This is a genomic window from Arcticibacter tournemirensis, from assembly GCF_006716645.1.
In the GTDB taxonomy this organism is placed as follows: domain Bacteria; phylum Bacteroidota; class Bacteroidia; order Sphingobacteriales; family Sphingobacteriaceae; genus Arcticibacter; species Arcticibacter tournemirensis.
The window spans coordinates 2,854,033-2,875,045 of the sequence record NZ_VFPL01000001.1; the positions used below are offsets into that span (position 1 = coordinate 2,854,033).

Genomic DNA, 21,013 nt, shown 5'->3' on the forward strand with positions numbered 1-21,013 from the left:
ATGGAGGAAGGACTCTACGAACAACTCATCACAAAACTGCTCGCCAATAAGCTGGAAACGCAGCTGCAGGAGCAGTATTACATTAAAAGCAGCATACTCGATAGGGAAGAAGCCGCCCGGTATTTAAGCACGTATCTGGCGGAAACCATCAAGTTTGCATTATCAGAGTATAAAGACGAAAGCAGCCTTGGCAAGCAGATCGAGCTCAGCAACAAAATCATACAGCTGCTGATGCAGGAACTACCCAGGTTAGACCTGAACGAGAACCTCATAGAGAGTCAGGGAAAACTGCTTGAAGCCATCTTCAGGAAAGAGAATTTTCCCTATTCCAACATCGAAGAGAGGATTAAGCAGATAACACCCTATACCAGGCTGAGCCAAAGCGAACTATTCACCGGGAACAACATTGGGCTGCCTCTCGAAGCAGAATTACGCAAAGAAATCCTCTCTGCCGACGAGATCTGCTGGCTGGTATCCTTCATCCGCTTTACAGGCATCAGAGTCTTCGCCAAAGAACTCGAAGAATTCACACAGAGCGGACGCAGCCTTCGCGTAATCACAAGCTCCTATATGGGCGTTACAGAAACCAAGGCAGTGGAGTATCTGGCATCGCTTCCCAACACAGAAATAAAGGTCTCTTACAACTCGCAGCACGAGCGGCTTCATGCCAAGGCCTACCTCTTTAAACGAAACACCGGGTTCCATACCGCCTATATCGGCTCGTCCAACATGTCATTGTCGGCATTAACCAAAGGACTCGAGTGGAACCTGAAGATCACCACGAAGGAGATCGGTCATATTACCGACAAGTTTCAAAAGATCTTCGAGACCTACTGGCTCGACCGCGATTTTGAAACTTACCGGCCCGGACAAGATAAAGACAAGCTGCGCAAGGCCCTAAAAAGCCAGCAAAGCAGAGACACCGCAACCATCGCCACCTTTTTCGATCTCAATCCCTTCGAGCATCAAAAGGAGGTACTCGAAAAGCTGCAGGCAGAGCGGCAGGTCCATGGGCGCTACAGAAATCTCATTGTAGCCGCCACCGGAACTGGTAAAACCGTCATTTCCGCCTTCGACTACAAACGGTTCAAAGAGCAAAACCTGCGTGCCCGGCTGCTTTTTGTAGCCCACCGCAAGGAAATTCTCGATCAGGCCCGCGAAACCTTCAGACATGTGCTGCGCGACGCCAACTTCGGAGAATTCTGGGGCGACGGACAAGAGCCCGATAATTACGAATATCTGTTCGCCTCCGTGCAAACCCTCAGCAATCGTATTGACAGCCTGCCCCTCGATACCCGTTTTTACGATTACATCATTATCGACGAAGTACACCATATTGCAGCCAGCAGTTACCGGCCCGTACTTCAAAAGTTCGAACCCAAAATCCTCTTAGGGCTCACCGCCACGCCCGAACGGATGGACGGAGAAGATATTCTCAAAGATTTCGACCATACTATTGCCGCCGAAATCCGCCTGCCCGAAGCACTAAACAGGAAGCTGCTGTCGCCATTTCAATACTTTGCGGTGAGCGATACCATCGACCTTTCGCATGTCAACTGGCGCCAGGGAAAATACGAAGTCAATGAGCTCACCCGTCTCTATACCGAAGACGACCGGCGCGTAAACGAGATCGTCCATAACTGCGATAAATACCTCAGCGATATTTCCGATGTACGAGCTTTAGGTTTTTGCGTAAGCCAGGAACATGCCCGTTTTATGGCCGAGAAGCTGGTCATTCGGGGATTAAAAGCCGATTACCTGGTGAGCAATAACGGAAATTCCAATCGTGACGAAGTACGCCGGAAACTGCAGAACAAAGAAATCAACTATCTTTTTGTAGTCGATATCTTTAACGAAGGAGTAGACATTCCCGAGATCGATACCGTACTGTTCCTGCGGCCTACCGAAAGTTTAACCATCTTCCTGCAGCAATTAGGAAGAGGACTACGGCTTTCCGAAGGGAAGGAATGCCTTACCGTACTCGACTTTGTAGGCAATGCCAGGCCAGAATACGATTTTGAACAAAAATTCCGTGCGCTGGTAGGGAAGACCCATACCTCTATCCTAAAAGAAGTGTCCGACGACTTTCCGCATTTGCCCTTAGGTTGTTCCATTATTCTCGAAAAGCGGGCCAAAGAAATTATCCTCAGTAACATCAAGGCGGCCGTAGGCTTTAACCGGAATCAGTTAATCAAAAAGATCCAGAACTTCCGATACCAAAGCACACTGCCCTTAAATTTGAAGAATTTCCTTGAAATCAACCATATAGAACTTCCCCTGCTTTACAAAAGAGGAAGCTGGAAAAGGTTATGTGCAGACGCAGGGGTGATCGATGGCTTTACCGAACCCAACGAAAAGGCCATTACATCCTGCATCAGCCGAAGGCTCCTGCAATGCAATTCTATAAGCTATCTCACGTTTATAGAAAATCTCATCACCAGTAACTTCAATTACGGGATAAGCAGCCAGGCAGAAGAACTCTTGCTCCTGATGTTCCATTATGATGTTTGGCAAAAGGGGGGAGAGGCCCTGGGCTTTCAGTCGTTACAGGAGAGTATGCAGCAATTGAGAAACAATCCGGTAATGCTTGAAGAACTGCAGGAAGTAATCGACCTTCTGATTTCAAGAGTCGATTTTATTGAAAAGGACATCGATCTCGGATTCTCCTTCCCGTTGAAGATACACAGCAGGTATAATAGAGACCAGATTCTGGCAGCATTAGGGCTCCATCAGTTTGAAAAGGCAAGCTCAAACAGGGAAGGAGTAGCCTATAACAAACAAGTAAACGCAGAAGCCCTCTTCGTTACCCTTAAGAAGACAGAAAAAGAGTACTCTCCGACTACGCTGTACGAAGACTATGCTATTAACGAAAGCCTGTTTCACTGGCAGAGCCAGAATCGGGCATCAGCAGAAAACCCTTCCGGGAAAGCCTATATCAGTCAGCAGACTACCGGCAGAAAAATTTTACTCTTTGTCAGAGAGCAGAATGACGACGAATATGGTTTTACCCTGTCATACGTTTTCCTGGGAGAAGCAAATTTTAAAAGCTCTACCGGAGCCAAGCCCATGAATATAGAATGGCGGTTAGCTGAGCCTATGCCCGCATATTTATGGAAAGAAAGTGGGAAGTTGGCGGTGGGGTGATTGAGAAGGAAAAACGATCTCTGGAATTTCATATCTGTGCATTTTTTCGAAAAGTCATTTTTGAAAAAAGTCGTTATTTATTTTCTTCAAAAACAGGAAATTGTAACTTTGGGTATGAACCATTCTGACCAGCCTATAACCACCAAATTCATCGACCCACTTACTGACTACGGCTTCCGCTTCTACTTCGCATCAGAACCCCGAAAAGAGATTCTGATAGAATTTCTCAACGACCTGTTTGATGGAGAGAGGTACATAGAAGATCTGGAATATACACCGACGGAGCACGACGGTGACGTCCCGGCTGACAAACGGGTTATGTTTGACCTTAACTGCCGGGGCCGTAACAATGAGCACTTCATCATCGAGATGCAACGTGTCAGACAGGAATTTTTCAGGGACAGGGCGCTTTATTACACGTCGAGGCTCATTCATCGACTCCTGTCAAAAGGAGGAGAATCGAACCAGTACGAACTGCCTGCCGTTTACCTTATCGGCGTTCTTGAGTTCAGGATGGATGATAACGAAAAAGAACAGTATTTTTACGATATTGCCCTTGCGGATAAAATCACAGGTAAACAATTTTACAACAAACTGGGTTTTAAATTTCTGGAATTGAGTAACTTTGTAAAGGAAGAGCATCAGCTGGAAAGCTACCGCGACAAATGGATGTACCTGCTCAAGCATATGCACAAAATGGACAGGTTGCCGACATTTTTAGATAAGCGGGTTTTTCAGAAAATCTTCAGTATAGCAGAGGTATCGAAATTAACAACGGAGGAACGTATGGCATACGAAGCAAGTTTAAAGGCAAAATGGGATAGTCAAAATGCGTTTGCTTATGTAGAAAAGCGGGTACGGGAAGAAGAACAAGCAAAAATGCTTGAAGAAAGACGCAATATTGCCAGGGCAATGAAAGCTGACGGTTTGTCGGTCGCTCAGATTAGCAAATTTACAGGATTATCTCCTGAAGAAATTCAGGGGTTGTAAATCTCTTGAGAACCTATGGAAACACACAATACGAAAAAATGGGATACGCAGAATGCGTTTGCCTATTTAGAGAAAAAGGCCGGTAAGAAGGCAGAATAGAAAAAAAATATGAGATTGCTCGTGAATTAGTGAAGCTGGGTGTTCCGATAAATAAAATTTCTAAAGCGACCGGTTTGTCTATTGAAGAAATAGAAAAGTTATAATCAATATCCCAAGAGAATATTAGCCGCCCCTTCCGCGGCTTTTTTGTTTTTTACCGTCATAAGTTTATTCGCCTTGCACCGGATGTCGTCCTGTCCGTTCCTAAAAATGCTATACCTCCGGTAATAACAGACTGCGACTTCAGAATGTCCACACAAACTTATTATCAGAAATTTCGCTTAATTTGAATATGAATGTAAACAGTCATATCATAAATAATAAAAAGATAGCAGAAGTAGGAGGAGACGGTGTTTTTATTGAAAGAGCCGAAGACGCTCTCGATCTGCTGGGCGATCTTTATTATCAGGGATTCGACGGAATAATTATCCGGGAGCAGAATATTACTCCCGATTTTTTTGATTTAAAAACCGGTATCGCCGGTGAAATTCTTCAGAAGTTCTCCAACTACCGCGTAAAGCTTGCCATCATAGGCGATTTTTCATCTTACAAGGCAAAAACCATCTGCGACTTTATTTATGAAAGTAACAAAACCGGTCATATCAATTTTCTAAGCTCCGTGGAGGAAGCTTTGAAGAAAATCTCTATTACAATATCATGAGCGATTACGGTATTACAATTGCATCCCATATTTTCGGTTCTGATCCCGACTATATTTAATAATTCTTTTACAGCTATATTTGAAGTCGTGGCTGAAGCATGTTGCAGTGTTGTTATGTTCCTCGAAGGGGATGGTTATTTAGATTGTGATTTGCAACAGCCCCATGGCACTATGTTAACACATGGATATGGAGCGAATGATAATCACTGGTTTTATTAATAACCAGAAATGAGAAACGTTTATTATTTGATATGGGCAGATTCGATTCTTAGTTTTAAGAAATATCACCCTAAGAGACGCGATTGGAAGATAACCGTTTTTTTATACAATACATGGATAAATGCTTTGGGTTTCTGGACGATCCTTCTCTGGGTGAAATATTTTAATGTTTTGAATATTCCACAGTTTCAGATTGATATCTTCCCGGGCACTTTAATAGACAGTTTTATTGCTTTTACAATGGAGTTTGCCCTTCCTTTTGCAGTTCTAAACTATTTTCTAATCTTTCATAAAAACAGGTACAAGGTAATTATACAGAAGTATCCTTCTCCGCCGGAAAAGTTGGCATTTATTTATTCTGCCAGCGTTGCATTAGCTGCTTTCATTTCAGCGGTGCTTTACGGAGTACTAACCTAAAATATATTAATACTATGAAAAATGGCTGAGTTTAAAAAAATAGGTTAGATGAAATATATAGTCACCGTCAAAAAGCATTTTATGGTCTTAGAATCAGCCATTATTGGCCATGTGTTGTTAATTGCGATGATTTTCTATTTTTACTGCTTAACTGATAATCAGGATGGTGTTCTCGTAATATTAGGTGTAACTTATCTGATCTCTATGTTGCCAGCCTTTTTTCTTCATATTGAATACTATACAGCTAATAAGCATGATACCGTAGATATCGATACATTGAGCAAGACTATTACATTTAATGACGGACAGCCTGTTTCATTTAATGACGTTGAAAAAGTAGTACTTTATATGCCGCCTGTATGGCATAGAAAGGGTTTTATAAGATTGCTGCCCTTTGAAGATTATCATTATGCTAAGATAATGATGAAAAGTGGCGAGCAGTTTACTTTTACCTGTTTACTGGCATCCAAGGTAGAAGAAGTTATGAAAACAATGCGCGGAGTTTTGATTGAGAAAAAGAAACGGGTTATAGCAAGTGCTTTGTTTGAATAGCAGAAACTGTAGCTTATAATATTTACTCCTTTTTAAAACGCTCCATTATTTAATGGCTCAAATGTGAATGCCTGAAGCCTTGATGACTTCTTTCCGCAACTTTTCCAAAGCTTCATCAATACCAACGTCAATAAATTCCCTTAATGGGCCATCAGATTTTCCATCAATGAGAAAGTATTGAAGGCCCGAATTAGGGGAAGTAATATATATCAATCGATGCGGAGAGCTTTGTTTGTCAAAAACGTATACCTTAAAGTGAAAGTCACCCTTTACCGGTATACGGTCTGTTACCCTTCCTGTTTCAATATCTGTAAGTTCTACTATGGTATCAATAGGGATCGTAGATTGAAGGATGCGGATTTGCCTTAAATCCCCATTGTGCCTAATCCAGCTTTGTATGGTTGTACCCTGAACGGTTCGATTGCTATAGTGAAACTTTGAAAGCGGTGGCGTGAGGAATTGCCTGAAGATTTTTACTCTATCGCTCATTGAAACGCCGTGTTCTGTATGCATTTCATTTAAATCCCGCAGGTAAACAGATCGAAAGTCATAAAGCGAATCAGGCCGGAACGAACTTAAAAGTATCAGCAAGGAGAAGATGACAAATACCCGATATTTTAATTCTCCTTTTAGCAATAGATTTAGTCTGCTTGTTGTCCTAAAAGTACTCATTTCCCTTAGATTTACATGTAGTTAAAATTAATAAACTTATCGAACACAGATGACTTTTACAACGTGATGGTTCGACTAAATCTAACCTTCGGTGAATAGCTACAGTTCTTTCGGCTGTTTGTGATCAAGATCATTTTCCTGCCGGATCGATAGTTTTTATTATTGTATTACCAAAATCAATTACCATATATGTCTGAGAGTGGTAGTAAAAATACGGGACCGAGACAATCGGGACAATACGATAAGGTCTTGCGTGAAAACCTTGAAGTAACCCTGCCTGTCTTTATCAGGGAAGTTTTGGGTATTGAAGTGGCAGAGAGTGAAGAGTTACCCGATGATGTTCAGCATACCAAAGAGCGAAAGCCCGACGCTCTTAAGAAGATCACTACCGTAAGCGGCGAAACCTTCCTGCTTCATATGGAGTTCCAGGTAGAAGACGAGGATGAGATGGTATTCCGAATGGCTGAGTATTACATTATGCTCATGCGTCGATATCACCTCCCTGTGCGGCAATATGTGATCTTTCTTCGCGACAAGAAACCTTTGATGGCAAAATCTCTCCATACAGACAGGCTTAAATTCAGTTACGAACTATTGGAGATTTCTTCCATAAATTACAGGCTGTTTTTGAATGCCGCAAACCCGGAAGTGAAGATGCTGGCCATCCTGGCAGATTTTGCCAACAACGATAGTTATTCGGTTGTTAAAGAGATCGTAGAAGATATCAGAGGAGGCAAAGAGAGTGATTTCGCAGAAAGCAGATATTTCAAGCAATTACGTATCTTTGTACAGTTACGTCGCAGCATAGAACCACAATTTGAGCGAGTTATGGAAGCAGTAAGCAAATTCTTTAAAGAAGAGAGAGATTTTCTTTTTCGCAGGGGCGAAAGCAAAGGCTTAGAAAAAGGCTTAGAAAAAGGTCTGGAAAAAGGTTTAGAAAAGAAATCACATGAGGTAGTAGCCAATCTTATTAGCGAATTTCATTTTTCCGATGAGCAGGCCGCAAAAGCAACTGGTACCACTGTAGAGTTTGTTAAGGAAGTACGAGCTTCATTAGACAAAGCCTAAAACCTTTGCAAACAGTAAGTCAGTTTTTCAGGGAAGTGAAAGATTTTCTCTTCAAAAGAGGTGCAGAAAAAGACCTTGCCAGGGCCGAGGATAAAATGCTTGAAGAGAAACGCAATATCGCACGGGAGTTTAAGAAGCAGGGTGTTCTTATTGGAGATATCGCAAAAGGTACCGCACCGTGATTCTTTTCAGGAATGAATGCTATATTTAGCTCGTAAAATATAGTTATGACTGAACGAAGCCACATCTTAGATCAGCAAAATGCTGCCCGCATTGAAGTGACAAAGCTTGAATTTCCAATCTCATTCCGGTTCAGGATCGGAACACTGGCTAACGATTTTATGGCCATTGATGCCTCCGGCCGAACGATAGCTTATGTCCGCCAAAAGATGTTTAAGCTTAAAGAAGCCATCATGATCTATTCTGATGAGAGCAGGACGGAACTCCTTTATCAGATTAAGGCAGACCGTTGGATAGACTTCAATGCAAGCTATGCTTTTTCTGACGTTAAAGACGTGCCGGTCGGCAGTGTAGGCAGGAGGGGAATGAAATCGATCTGGAAAGCCAGCTATCAGATCTTTGACCCGGGCAAGAATCTCGATTTCAACATTCGTGAAGAAAACCCCTGGGCGAAGGTTTTCGATTCCTTACTCTCGGAGGTCCCCTTAATAGGGCTGTTTACCGGCTATTTATTTCATCCCAGGTATGCTGTTACCAATGCACAGGGAACGCCTGTTGCGCGCTTGTCAAAAGAATCGTCGTTCTTCGGAAGGAAATTCAAAGTGGACCAGCTGGCGGAGATAGATCCGCGCGATGGCGAGCGGATCCTGCTTGGACTGATGATGATGATCTTGCTGGAGCGTCGGAGAGGGTAATCGCCCGTTTTTATTTAATTGTGTTGTTTTTTTCGTTGCTGAGGGTGAATGACAGATTTTAGAGAATTTACCGTTTTTGAGTTGATCAGCCATATTGTCCATGTCTTATTAACCTTTAAAGCTTATCTGTTTTCAAAAAAACGTTTTTGTATTGTGAAAGCTTCATCCAAAGATGTTTGAATATATGCAATACTCCGCACAGCTTCCGGTGTAGAAGCCAGTCGTCCAATTTCCTCAGGCATACGGTCTGTTACCCTTCCTGTTTCAATATCTGTAAGTTCTACTATGGTATTCATAGGAATCGTAGATTGAAGGATACGGATTTGCCTTAAATCCCCATTACGCCTTATCCAGCTTTGTATGGTTGTACCCTGAACGGTTCGATTGCTATATTGAAACTTTGACAGCGTTGGCGTTGGCTTCTGGCCCGGCTCTGATAGTGATTTGAACGGCCTCCGTAATGATATCGTAATGCTGCGGTACATCTTCGATCGGCAGCGAGTTTGAACGGCAACATTACGGAAGCTTAATGAAGGTGATATTGCAGGGTCTCAGATGCGAGTCAGAACAGGGGTAGGGCACTTTTTACCATCTTCCATTGGCGAATTATGTGGATTTGCTCCATACCGATGTTGATATTGAAAAGGAAGTAATTGCAGATCACCTAGAAAAAAGCCAATTTCGGCAACGAGATTATTCGCTGAAAACAGGATTAAAGAAGCTGCCTTCTTCTTTCTTTTTACCTTACCTGGACAAAATTTTCAGAACCTGTAACATGATTTATTTGGGTGCTCTTCCCAAGCTCTTCGATCGACAAGTGTTATTGAATGATAAGATCGTCTAGATTCTGTTTGCTTGCCTACACCGTATGGACAACAATATCGTTGCCGATTATTTCATAAAAAAGTATATAATCAAGTACAATCAACCCCCGTACTGCTTCCTCGCTTGTCTTAATGCCGAGATCGGGGTGCTTTAACAAAAGGTTGAGACTTTTAGTGAAGTTTTTATAAAGTTTAATAGAATATATCCTGTTATGATTACGCTCTGCATAAAACTCCATGATCTCATAAAGCTTTATTTTCGCTTATGTGACCAAATTATCGTTTTTTAGCCATGCATCCATTTCCAGATCTAAATCAGCCTGCGTTATAAACAAGCCCTGTTTTATTTCACTGCGGGAAATCGAAATGTCTTCCTGCTGCTCTGGCGTAAGCGTAAACATAATGGTATTTGCTTTTGCGTCCAATATGGTTTTAATGGCGCTCAGAAATGCCATATCGTTGATTTCAGAAATACGATGTATCAAAAGTCGCTGTAGCTCTAAAGTACTCATACTGTTCCGCTTTCTATCAAAGCTAGAAAATAATATCTGGCTATCCAATTAAAGACAGAGAATACATCGTCAAAATGAAAAACTCGCACCAATGGTGCGGGAAATAAGCCGGAGCCATAAGGCATAAAAATGCAGCAGTTGAAAGTTGGGAGTTTAAAATCGGCGACACCACTTACTGTATTGGCCACTGGAAGGCTGACGCTACGTTCAGCATGCTTGAAAGTACCATGCAAGGTTCTTCTACGGAGTTTCTGAGCGGGAAGTTTATAAAAAGAGGGAATGAATTCCACTTAACAACAGATGCCGTGCTGTTGTAAACAGAAAATAGCAATATTAACTCCTGGGAGAACAATTGACTTCTGGCCCGACTCTGATAGTGATTTGAGCGGCCTCCGTAATGATATCGTAATGCTGCGGTACATCTTCGATCGGCAGCGAAGTTGAACGGCAGGATTGCGACAGCTTAACGAGGGCAATATTGCAAGGTCTCAGATGCGGGTCAGAGCAGGGGTAGGGCACTTTTTACTATCTTCCATTACCGAATTATGTGGATTTGCCCAAGGCCAATCGTTACTAACATTACCTCCAATAATTCGAATTCAGCATCTCCGGAATCTCCATCTTCAATCTTATCTTTATTATCGCCTGATTGAACGAGATGCTCTGGCTGCAGCTCATGCCAAACCGGGAGTAAGTCCAGGCACAAGTGACATTTCCAGTTTTGTTGAGTAGTACTCCTTTGATGATATTTTGTCTCATACCAACTTTTAGTTAACCTTAATCGTTAACAGCGCTGCAACACCACCGTTCTTTGGTCGTAGAAGTCAAAATGAAACGTCTTAATATTCTGCTACTCTTGCCAGTCCTCATATCATGCAACTCTCCGAAACGCAAAAATCTTGAATTGTCTATTGATTCGATAAAAAAGGAGAACGAATTTTTGAAGAGAGAAAAAGAGATAATAAGAAAGGAAAAAGAACTCTTGATCCGCGAAAAAGAAAAATCTCAAAAGACGACGTATGAAGATATTAAATTACCAGAGGAGTTTTGGCTTGGTAAGTGGTCATATTATTACGATCAGGGGGAATATACTTTAACGATAGAGGGCCAGATCAGAGGTATGAACAGGTGCACCATTCTCGCAGAGGGTGTTCAGCTCTATTACGAGGCCGATTTAGTGGGTGTTCAGAAAGGAAACTCATTTATTATTTATTACCGAGGTTTAACTAACGGCAGCAACTGGTACGAAAACAAAGTTGACATAAACGAACCCTTGCTTACCTTAAAATATCAAAAAGGGAAGGTAAGTACTGTTTTTCATCAGGTCGATACCAACCTGAATGGAAAAGTAAACTTCGAAAAGAAGAGTTGATAGCATCGATTATATCCGTTTTTATGCTGTACGTTTTTAGGTTAAAAGTCCTAAAAAACGACTCACTGGTTTTATTTTACTAAAAAAATTAGTTATATTTACTTCATCAAAAAACAACCAAACGTTTCAAAAATGACAGATCCTCCATCCAACTGGTCCGTTCTTGAAGCCTACGACGATGAGGAAACCGGAGAGCAGGGATACATGTTCGTAAACGCCATCGAAACCCACTATGTAATAATCGAATACTGCAGTGTATTCAATTACCCTTACGGAATCAGCTTCACCCAGATAAAAGGTTCTGCCACCATGATTGGTATAGAAAGTGGAGCCTACACAGCGCATGTATCAACTAAAGAAGAAGCATTTGCCGAAGCCATAAAGACGATGGAATTCATCGACTCAAAGCTCCGCGATCTTGAAATACCTGCTTACCTTAATTAATCATAATATCGGCCTCTGTATAACATTTTCCAATTAAACTAGTTATAAATTATAATATATGGCCGATGAATACAGAGTGAGGAAGTGAATTGTCCCTTTATCTAGTGGTTCTGCAGCATAAAATAGTCAACTTTTTTCCGATGGCTAATGGTTTAGTCAAACAGATACGCTTAATTTCTTCCGGTTGACAGATTGATACATTAATCGTCTCTTACTGTGTTTTTTGTGCCCCCAAATTTATTTTGGACACCTATGTATTCACTCATAATATACGGGAACGACTCGCAGAACAATGACGGTTCCTAAACTGGAGACACCGGAGATGCTTCTCCGGAATCTCCACCTAAACAACATTCAGATTTTCTTTTACAGCGATCCAGCAATCCTCTTTTTTTGCCCACTCTCCATAAAGTGCGCCTGGTGCATTTTGTTTAATAAACTGCTCAACCTGAGTCATCAAGTTATAAATAGAGTCTTGAAGAGTATCGGGAATAGTCTGCTTTTTCCATATTTCATTAAGATCTATAGAATTTCGATTTTTTAAAGAAAGTAGAGTGAGTGCATAGGGAACAGTAATAAATCGCATATCTCCGATAGAACTTGGTTTTCTACCATATAATTTTTCGGCTGTTCTGAATAAAATAGCTTTTGCTATCGTCTCTTCAAAATATTTATTTTCAAGATTTTCAGGTATATTATGCATAATAAATTGCGCATAGTTTTTCTGACTACCCCTAACCACAATATGAGGGCCAATTACCAATGTGTCTTTCTGATACACTTCGTTCCATGTATTTATAAACTTTGCCAGCTCTTCTTTCGTAAAAAGCTGCTTTTTAGGGTTTTTAAGATCAAACGCTTTCAGTTTTGTTTTTGTAGTTCCTTCCCGAGACCGTGCATTTCTGTATTGACCTCTTGCTCTTTCATAAAACCATCTTGTCTGATGAGATTGACCACTGACAGGTGGAGCCCATATATTTCTGGATAATTTTTCAAGTTCAATATGAAACGGTGTATTAGAACTAAGGTCAGATATAGAAACTTTATTCTGAGTATTGGCATATTCAGCAATACGGCTCACAATTTCCGAAAAATTATTCTTGTCTTTTATTATACTCAGCTTAACTTGAATGACGATATCTTTTATATCCGCCTTATCCTTCTTCCAAGTGTGGTATATAGATGCTGTTGTTTGTCCTCCATTTACAATCTGAAGATCTTTTACAGATTCTATCAAATATCCCTTTTCTGTCTTTTTTAGCTTTAAATCGTCGGCAGTAGCTGCAATACCATTGTTAAAAGCCAGGAACATATGCGGTTCTTTCAGTATGGTATTTCGTATTCCTTTATTTATTTTTCCAGTGAATTGTAGAAAAGACCTCACGTTTTGTTCTAGTAACCGGGCTCCATATTGCTCATAAACTGAGACAAGTGCATGCCCTGGGATTAAAGCTAAGTAAGACTGATATTCAGGATTATCTATATCCGCTTTAATACACGGTACTTCAAAACCGTCCTCTTCAAAATCAATTTCAATAGGAACATATTCTTTCTCAGAAATATTGAAAAGATAATTCAAACCAATTACTCTGAAAAAAACAGGGATCTCGTTTAATTCTTTTTGTGAAGGGATCTCTCCGTTGTAAATACCGTCAGTTAAGATATATATATTTATTCTTACAAGGTTTTCCCTTAGTTCTGCTGAAGCATTTAAAGTATGTGCAAAGTCAAATATCTCAGATGATTCTTCTAAACTGCTCGAATATTCTCTATTATCAGCTTTTTTCAAAAAGGAAAGTAATAGTTTTGCTGCATTATCAATATCCGATTTCTGTATCCGTGAAGGTTTTTCTGTGCACTTAAATACTGTAACAAAAAGATCTAGGGTTTCATAATTATCCGCAATAGCGTAAGCATTGATCTTGTGGCGGTTTCTCGGTATGATACTTTCATGGAAAGAAATTCTAACATCTGCTGTTTCCCCGCCTTCAGTTAGAAGAGCAATAGCGTGAGTAGTAAATAACTGTTCTAAAGAACCTCCTTCCTCGTTTGAAAGTTGTTCTGAACGAATATCCTGTAATAGTTCTGTATAAAACCTGTTTAGTTCATGCTGTTCCATAATCAAATCAATTCAGAAATTTTTTCCCCCTCAGCAGTATAAATTTCATCGAATATAAAGTTTTCATAGAAGCTAGATACTGCTCCAGGAACATCAGAAAGAAAGAATATTCCTTCACATAATTTTTTAAGAGATATATAGTTCTTTTCTAAGACCTCGAAATTTTTATATTCTTTTGCCCTATATTGTGAATTGATATTCGAGTTTAATAGTACTCTGAATGTGTTGTATTGAAATATCCTCAGGTTTTCCAATATTTCAAACCTGTAATAGTAGAGGTCGTTCTTATAGTCTTTTTTAATACTGTACATCTGAATTGCATCAGTATTTTTTACCGATAAAATAACTTTTGAAATTATTTTCTGAAGTTCATCTAGTATTTTAAATCCGGTAATAAGTTCTGCTTTAAATATTGAAGATTTCAGGTCATCATGAGAAAGAGGATTTAGTAACCGGTTTTTGATTCCGGTAAGTTCATCAATGAGTAAGAATGGAATTTCATACTGATTGACTAACTTTTTAAATTGATCTATCATTTGTTGTAAAGAGATAAATCTGAAAGTATCTACAGCTGTATCTTCTTCCTCTTTTAATTTGTAAAACCATGCATTATCATTTTCTGAAATTGAAAGACTTCTTTTTGATAAAGCGACTACACTATTGTCTCCCGATGTACCACTAAAACCTGGATATAAAACATTTTCAGGGAGAATTCTCTTTAGCTCTTTTTCAAATGCCTTTCGGAGATAATTCGCACAAGCCGGATAATCTCCTTTAGTGAGATGGTATTCTGCTCTTTCTCTATACGTATCGGATTTGCGTATAAAGGGGCGTTCGATATCATGACTATGGTTATCTACATAAAATTCTGTTTTTTCCCAGCCTTCAAGATATGGCTTAGCTATATTGAACCATTCTCTGTCATAAGTTGTGAGGAAAATCTGAGCATCTTTAAATGAACTACCGTCTCCCAAATTATCTGCAGTGAGTATTTTTAGCAAAGGAATTCTATTGGTCATATCCAGTCCTATAAAGATATCGTCCAGAAACAGAATTCTTAATTCCGCAGGAGGAATACAAAGTTGATGTGCCATAAATACGGAGATTGCTATAGCCGTAAGGCGAGCTTCGTTCAGCATATCATCATGTTCTGGCAATTCTTTACCAAAAAGCTTCACTTTAAAGGATATTGTTGGATTATTCAGTGTGTTATCATTTATTACCCCATCTGTATATTCTATCTTCAAGCTGCATTCTTTGTGAAAAAAACCAAGCAGCATATTTGCTTTCGCTTCAAGCTCTCCGAAAAGAGCAGTAACGTTGGTATTGTAATCAGTCAGAGCTTCCTGGTCCAATCCTCCACATTTAATCCAGAGATTTTTATAAGTTATTTTATTTTCTGGTTGTGCCGGTGCAGGAACAACCATATCTGAAAATAATCCGTCTTGCCCGAGAAATAAAGAAACCAAATCGGGGTTCTGATTATCCTGTCTGAAATGTAGTTTGAGCAAGTCTCTGTAACTGATAAATCCATTGATAATATTTGCCTGAGTAATATAGTTTGTATTAACTCCCGATTCGTTATTAACCAATAAATATTGATTACCATCAGAGGAAAACCTGTGATGACTGTTGTCATCAATTTCAATATCAATAAAAGGAGGTTCCGAAGTATTCCGTGCTTCATAAAACAGGTTTTTTTGAAATGGCTGCGGATTTGTTACTGCATTGAAAAAATCTTTTAAAGCTCGAAAAAGCGATGATTTTCCACTTCCATTTTCCCCATATATTAGTAAGTTCTCTCCGTTAGGGAGATTTAACGTATAACGAGATGCTTCCTGATCATCATTTATTAGGAACGCCCTGTAATTGCTAATATGTATACGTTTAATTTTCATCCGTCAGCGTTTGGTAAATAAGTTTGAACTCAGGAATCGTATTAATGGAGTACAATGCTTTCTTTATAGTACTTTGAGGGGCATTCAATATCTGGTAGTAGCTTTTTATTTGTTCTATATCATTATTAAATGGATCTAGGTCTCTTAATTCCGAAAGAACGCTTAAACGGTTATTTTTAAATATTTCCGGGAAATAAATCTCAAAGACAACTACATCCAGAACATTCATGAAGTATGAGCTTATTACTCTGTTTTCTCTTGATGCCTGATTCTGCTGAAGGTGTAATATACTTTCTACTAAAGCAGTTATTGCTAGTATATATTGTGTATCAGCGATAACAGGAAATTCTCTGATTAGTATTTCCGTTTTTTCTCCTTTTCGGTCTACATTGTAAAAAGCAAAAAGTGCAGAGTTGAACAAAGCCAGTAAATACTCCAAAGCAAGCTCTGAACTTTGAACAGTCAGGCAACTACTATCGGCAACAAAACCAAATTCAGAAAGTGTAAACTTTTGATCGGTATATATAATAGGAGCTATGATACTTTTCTTTTTTGTCAGTATCTCCCCCGCATTTACGACTTGAAAATCATGATAAGTTTTTGTATAGTATCTATTAATATCTTCTGCTCTGATTAAGGGAACACCGCCTTCTGTTTGTTCCGGTACTGCAACAGTTTTCGTTTCGAGTTCATTATAATGTTTACTATAACTTATGTTAGTTCCCTTTTGAAAACCAAGAGAAAGTTCTTTATTGAAGTTTTCCTTATCCTTCATCGTTCTAAGGATAAATGATTTCATTTCAGTGTTTTTTTCCTCTGTTTCGGCTATCAAAGGATCATCAATTTCATCTTCATCCAGCTCATCGGGATAATCCAAAACTTCTTTTAAAAACTGCTCATTTACAGCATACTCGATTTTTATATCTTTTTCAATCCATGGAAAACTTACAGCAAGTCCAACAAACGGAATATCAGATAATGCAGGTTTCTTTTCATCAGGTTGAGGGTTTAATATATAAATCAGTAACAGGCCCTGATTTTCCGGACGAACCTCTTTGATTCTTACCGGGCTTGGTTTATTAACTCGTGATGAGTCCTTCCCTTTCTCTACTGCATCCTGTTTTGATTTTTTAAGAGCATTCCTTATCTGCTCGTCTGTCAGATCAATATATTCATGCTTTGGATCTATAATATGTGATTTTGCAATAGTATAATGATTTACCTGAGTTCCAGAATCGCTTCGTTTAGTTAATCCTACAGTTATATCCTCATTAATTTTTATACCTATTTTATCATCTGTATTATTAATCAGCACTACAATCCAATCTGTAATCACTCCATGTCTTTGCTGTGCCTGAATATAATCTGACATCAAAGAAACATTAAATGATAGTTGTTTGGTTTTATATGCAGATAAGAAGCTAACAACCTTATCTGCATTGCTTTTTCCTCTCCATACAAAATGATTGCGGAATGCAGCTTCTGAATTTGAAATTCCATCAGGTAATCCCAGGCTATTGATAAATGAAAGAGCGAGTGTATAATTGGAAAGATTTGCTGTATCGTTTTTACGGAAAGAATAGGTTTCTTCCAGCTCTCCGGAATAACTAAGCTCCATAATTTTCTTGTATCTGAACTTGTTTGCAGCGGTTACTACCAGTGAACCAGGATGCGTCCTTATTTTCAACCCATATTCAGCAGGTGTTTTATCCAAATCTCCCATGCGGTCAAATTCAGCCCGCATTTCTTCCGTAGCCACTGTAATATGCTGATACCATTGGACAAGCTCATTACTCGTAAATAATCTGCACAAATCCAGATATCCTGGACGGTAGCCAAACCATCTGCCCATCTGCATCAATGTGTCGTACATTTTTGACGCACGAAGGAAATACGTAATTGTCAGCCCTTCAAGGGTAAGTCCCCGAGAGAGTTTATTACCTCCAACTGCAATTACAGAAAGTCCGTTTTTATTATCATAATAATCAAGCGGACGGATATTTTTATGTTCAAGTCCATCGACTTTTGTATCGCCGTGTACAGATCTGACTTCTACTTTAGCTACCGCGGGATATAGATGAGATTCTATATCCATCCAGGACATTTCTTTTATGGATGGATCTTTGACCGTTGGATTAGCTATAATATTTTTTGTAACGGGTACAAATTCTTCATTCCATAGATGTTCAAGTTCTCTCAGGAATGCATTATCATTAAATTCTACTAAACGTGCGTAAGTTTTTACCTGTTCTTCTACCAAACGGCCAATTCTGGCCTGCCATTTTATAAACCTTGTTACGTGTATCAACATTGAGTTATGTTCATTTTCCTGACCACGGGCTCTTCTGGCTGCACAGGATAAAAAGAAACATTTTATTGCTTTATGAAGGCTTGGCGGGAGTTCATCAGGTTTCTCATCATCCATTTTATGCCCATCTTTTATATAATTTAAATAGTCATCTACAGGTTCTATTAAATCATTCAATGGATAGGACGGATTGTCATAATCTTCAATCGATTCAATAGTCTCGATACCAAAAATTTTCTCTGGTCCAATGTAGTTAGAAGGAGCTGGTATATTAACAATAAAGTTTTTTGGGAAAATGTCTTTTCCTAAAGATAAAGGTATATTATGTACGTTATAATCAAGTCCTTTGACATCATCATCTGTATATTGTTTAATGAAAATATTTGCATAAGGAGTAGCTGTATAACCAATATAAGCACTTTGTTCAAACAATTTCAACATGGAACGGATACAGGCATTGATTCCTGAAACATAGTTTTTACTGATGTTTATTGATGCATTATCCGCCTCGTCATCAATAACCAGCAAAGGCAGATTTTTGATCTGTTTTTTTCCATCTTCCATCGTTTCTGCTCTGCTTGCCAGCCAACCCAACAGATTTTTCATAACAGAAGCATTTTTCTTGATGACGAGTACTATCGGATCATTACTACGAATATTAATACCTGACGTTTCGGAAGCTTTTCGATTAAAATCTCCATTAATTTCATTGGTGGTCAGTGAATGCGCTACCAGATTAGGATCAATCTTACCTACACCGATTCTGTTTGTGGTTTGAGTTATGCTTCGGGCTTGTTGGGTATCAAATCCCAGAAAGCCTTCATCAATGCGCAGCTGAGTCTGGGAACGTAAACTATTGTGAATCCCTGCTAATACAATAATCAGTTTATATCCTGCGTCTGCAGCCTTACATATCAATCCGATATAGTTCCCGGTTTTCCCTGATTGTACATGACCGACAATTAATCCTCTTTTATCAAAAGGAATATTGCTTCCTGGTCGAATCAACCTGTCAAGAATATCATCTGTCAGGTTATCCATTTTATTCAGTGTGTCCGGCGCATAGTTCCGTTGTTCCAGTAACATTCTATAACGATTCCAGAATTTCCATTCTATTTCTGCTTTGGCATTTTTTATCCAAGGAATTCTTTTTTTATCTTCCTCTGCATCCAATATGCGATACTGATCAGAAAATACCGCATATCGTACTTCAAGTTCTTCACGAAGAGTTGACAGTTCAGGTTCAGAAAGAGAGAATAGCTTGTTGACATTCTCTACCGTGGTTTTTATTAAATCGGCATTCATACTTTCGGTTGCCCCTGAAAGCATTGTTACACACACATTTTTTGCCTGTTCGTATTTAGTCATAGACATTCAATTAATTCCGGATATTCATTAAATGGCTCAATAAGTAATAACCTGTTTTTTGCCTGTTCCGGTGTGTTAGTATTCAATAATGAATTATATACTGCTTTCAGCAATTCTTTCAGTTCACTGGAAGCTGCTACTCTTTCAAATGGTCTGAAAAATGAATCCGGGTTTTCGGATTCATTAATAACTATCAATGGAACTGGTAATGTTTCTTCCAACAATCTGATGAGCGGTTTTACAGCTTTCAGATCCATTGATACAATAAGAGGATGAGTCTGATTTATTTCGTAATAGCGCTTTCCATCCCTTTGTTTTTCTATCCATACGGGCTGAAAATGCTGCGTTGTGGCATTCCGTTGAACAACTTTACCTCTGTGCCTATAAACCTCAACAGCCTGAGCTCTTACAAGGGACGCATAAGCTTTTAGATTGTCTTTTAGCCCGAAAGGGGCTCTTGCGACTGATTTTTTAATATCAATCTGCCATTCTCCATCCAGGCTATTCGGTAGGTCAATCATTATTCTTGCCAGTTTGAAGTGTTCTTCTTTTCTGAACAATCCTAACCATTCTCCGCTAACCAGCATTCGTTCATTTCGGTATACATAAAATCCCTGTTGTGCATTCCAACCTTTAACGCCTTCCGCGTTCCTGAATTCTTCCGGTGCAAGTTTGGATTTATGAGGTAAAACAAAGCCCCGGACTTTAATTTTTCCATTATGTAGTGGTTCTTCAGGAAAATTCTGTGTTGCTGTATGCTGTATAAGAAAAGGATTCCACGCTTCAACTTCCCTGCCACTGAAAAATATTCTTGTTTTATTGCCTTCAATATAACGATGAAAAACAGTTGCGATATGTTTTTTGATACGTTCCATCGTTTGCAAAAATTTGTCGTAAGCTCTTTTATCGTCTTTAGCTATACCCTTCAACAAATGATCTATATCCTGCCAGATGACAATCGTTCCGGAAGTTAAATTCTGCATTTGTTCGTTCCAGTTTCCATCAGGTAATAATGCGATCAGTTTCCACTCTTTTGCATAATGATAAACATAATCCAGATCCCATGTCCAGAAAACAGGTTCTTTTGATTTCTTTTTAGAAACGACTGTGTATTTCCTGCACTGTGAAAATGAGGCGGTTTTTAATCCCAAGCCAAAACGACCAAGATCTTTTATATGCCGTTCTTCATTCGGATCTCTAGAACCCGGACGCATCGCGTTAATCAATTCATCATTCGTCATACCACAACCATCATCTTTTATTGAAAATGTGGTGTCTGCCCCTTTCCAGTCAAAATCTATCCATATATTTTTCGCCTCAGCTGATATCGAATTGTCTAGTATGTCCGCAACAGCTGCTTCCATACTATAACCTACAGCTCTGAACGACTCAAGCATATTAACTGCAATTGGTGCAGCATCAGCGGTTGGATATTTTGAGTAATCGGAAGTGGTCATCTGTTATTTAGGTT

19 protein-coding genes are annotated in these 21,013 nt (G+C 39.4%); 10 read left to right on the plus strand and 9 right to left on the minus strand.

Annotated elements, in window-relative coordinates:
* The 5 genes from BDE36_RS12015 (at position 1) to BDE36_RS12035 (ending at position 6,082) form a co-directional block, all read left to right on the plus strand.
* A complete protein-coding gene (locus tag BDE36_RS12015) occupies positions 1–3,144 on the plus strand; it encodes a DUF3427 domain-containing protein (protein WP_141815042.1) in 3,144 nt (1,047 codons plus the stop codon).
* Between the two features lie 114 nt (positions 3,145–3,258).
* Entirely contained in the window at positions 3,259–4,134 is an 876-nt protein-coding gene (locus BDE36_RS12020) for an Rpn family recombination-promoting nuclease/putative transposase (protein WP_141815043.1), read from the plus strand.
* 391 nt (positions 4,135–4,525) lie between these two features.
* Positions 4,526–4,894, plus strand: a complete 369-nt coding sequence (locus tag BDE36_RS12025) for a DUF4180 domain-containing protein (protein ID WP_141815044.1) — start codon at positions 4,526–4,528, stop codon at positions 4,892–4,894.
* Positions 4,895–5,122: 228 nt separating this feature from the next.
* Positions 5,123–5,530: a hypothetical protein gene (locus BDE36_RS12030; protein ID WP_141815045.1), complete on the plus strand. Its 408-nt coding sequence runs from the start codon at positions 5,123–5,125 to the stop codon at positions 5,528–5,530.
* 48 nt (positions 5,531–5,578) lie between these two features.
* Positions 5,579–6,082 (plus strand): PH domain-containing protein, encoded by a 504-nt coding sequence (locus tag BDE36_RS12035; RefSeq protein WP_141815046.1) that lies wholly within the window; start codon positions 5,579–5,581, stop codon positions 6,080–6,082.
* A gap of 57 nt (positions 6,083–6,139) precedes the next feature.
* On the opposite strand, the gene BDE36_RS12040 is transcribed toward BDE36_RS12035, so the two are convergent.
* On the minus strand, positions 6,140–6,595 hold the full coding sequence (locus BDE36_RS12040; RefSeq protein WP_141815047.1) for an amino acid ABC transporter substrate-binding protein: 456 nt from the start codon (positions 6,593–6,595) through the stop codon (positions 6,140–6,142).
* A 348-nt stretch (positions 6,596–6,943) separates the two neighbouring features.
* On the opposite strand from BDE36_RS12040, the gene BDE36_RS12045 reads away from it, so the two are divergent.
* The 3 genes from BDE36_RS12045 to BDE36_RS12050 are packed head-to-tail and all read left to right on the plus strand — an operon-like array spanning position 6,944 to position 8,697.
* Positions 6,944–7,822: an RpnC/YadD family protein gene (locus tag BDE36_RS12045; protein ID WP_141815048.1), complete on the plus strand. Its 879-nt coding sequence runs from the start codon at positions 6,944–6,946 to the stop codon at positions 7,820–7,822.
* Between the two features lie 5 nt (positions 7,823–7,827).
* Entirely contained in the window at positions 7,828–8,004 is a 177-nt protein-coding gene (locus BDE36_RS23710; RefSeq protein WP_161987612.1) for a hypothetical protein, read from the plus strand.
* Between the two features lie 45 nt (positions 8,005–8,049).
* The gene (locus tag BDE36_RS12050) at positions 8,050–8,697 is read left to right on the plus strand and encodes an LURP-one-related family protein (RefSeq protein WP_202618206.1); all 648 of its coding nucleotides are present in this window, start codon (positions 8,050–8,052) and stop codon (positions 8,695–8,697) included.
* Positions 8,698–8,819: 122 nt separating this feature from the next.
* Here the strand turns inward: BDE36_RS12050 and BDE36_RS23715 are convergent, their stop codons facing one another.
* From BDE36_RS23715 to BDE36_RS12065, 4 genes are all read right to left on the minus strand, one after another.
* Entirely contained in the window at positions 8,820–8,993 is a 174-nt protein-coding gene (locus tag BDE36_RS23715; protein WP_161987613.1) for a hypothetical protein, read from the minus strand.
* Between the two features lie 563 nt (positions 8,994–9,556).
* Complete coding sequence (locus BDE36_RS24345) at positions 9,557–9,778, minus strand: type II toxin-antitoxin system RelE/ParE family toxin (protein ID WP_420837440.1); 222 nt, start codon at positions 9,776–9,778, stop codon at positions 9,557–9,559.
* A 6-nt stretch (positions 9,779–9,784) separates the two neighbouring features.
* Positions 9,785–10,033: a hypothetical protein gene (locus BDE36_RS12060; RefSeq protein ID WP_141815050.1), complete on the minus strand. Its 249-nt coding sequence runs from the start codon at positions 10,031–10,033 to the stop codon at positions 9,785–9,787.
* A 579-nt stretch (positions 10,034–10,612) separates the two neighbouring features.
* Positions 10,613–10,792 carry a hypothetical protein gene (locus BDE36_RS12065; RefSeq protein ID WP_141815051.1) on the minus strand — a complete coding sequence of 60 codons (180 nt, stop codon included), beginning with the start codon at positions 10,790–10,792 and terminating at the stop codon, positions 10,613–10,615.
* Between the two features lie 181 nt (positions 10,793–10,973).
* Between BDE36_RS12065 and BDE36_RS12070 the strand changes: the two genes are divergently transcribed.
* Both BDE36_RS12070 and BDE36_RS12075 read left to right on the plus strand, forming a co-directional pair.
* Positions 10,974–11,405: a DUF5991 domain-containing protein gene (locus tag BDE36_RS12070; RefSeq protein WP_141815052.1), complete on the plus strand. Its 432-nt coding sequence runs from the start codon at positions 10,974–10,976 to the stop codon at positions 11,403–11,405.
* Between the two features lie 132 nt (positions 11,406–11,537).
* Positions 11,538–11,849: a hypothetical protein gene (locus tag BDE36_RS12075; RefSeq protein ID WP_141815053.1), complete on the plus strand. Its 312-nt coding sequence runs from the start codon at positions 11,538–11,540 to the stop codon at positions 11,847–11,849.
* A 343-nt stretch (positions 11,850–12,192) separates the two neighbouring features.
* On the opposite strand, the gene BDE36_RS12080 is transcribed toward BDE36_RS12075, so the two are convergent.
* Genes BDE36_RS12080 through BDE36_RS12095 form a run of 4 tightly spaced genes read right to left on the minus strand, consistent with a single transcriptional unit; the run spans position 12,193 to position 20,999 of the window.
* Entirely contained in the window at positions 12,193–13,968 is a 1,776-nt protein-coding gene (locus tag BDE36_RS12080) for an AIPR family protein (RefSeq protein WP_141815054.1), read from the minus strand.
* A 2-nt stretch (positions 13,969–13,970) separates the two neighbouring features.
* Positions 13,971–15,866, minus strand: a complete 1,896-nt coding sequence (locus BDE36_RS12085) for an AAA family ATPase (RefSeq protein WP_141815055.1) — start codon at positions 15,864–15,866, stop codon at positions 13,971–13,973.
* Entirely contained in the window at positions 15,856–19,542 is a 3,687-nt protein-coding gene (locus tag BDE36_RS12090; protein ID WP_161987614.1) for a Z1 domain-containing protein, read from the minus strand. Before BDE36_RS12090 ends, BDE36_RS12085 begins: the two co-directional genes overlap by 11 nt.
* The gene (locus BDE36_RS12095; protein WP_141815057.1) at positions 19,539–20,999 is read right to left on the minus strand and encodes an ATP-binding protein; all 1,461 of its coding nucleotides are present in this window, start codon (positions 20,997–20,999) and stop codon (positions 19,539–19,541) included. Before BDE36_RS12095 ends, BDE36_RS12090 begins: the two co-directional genes overlap by 4 nt.
* Positions 21,000–21,013 lie beyond the last annotated feature (14 nt).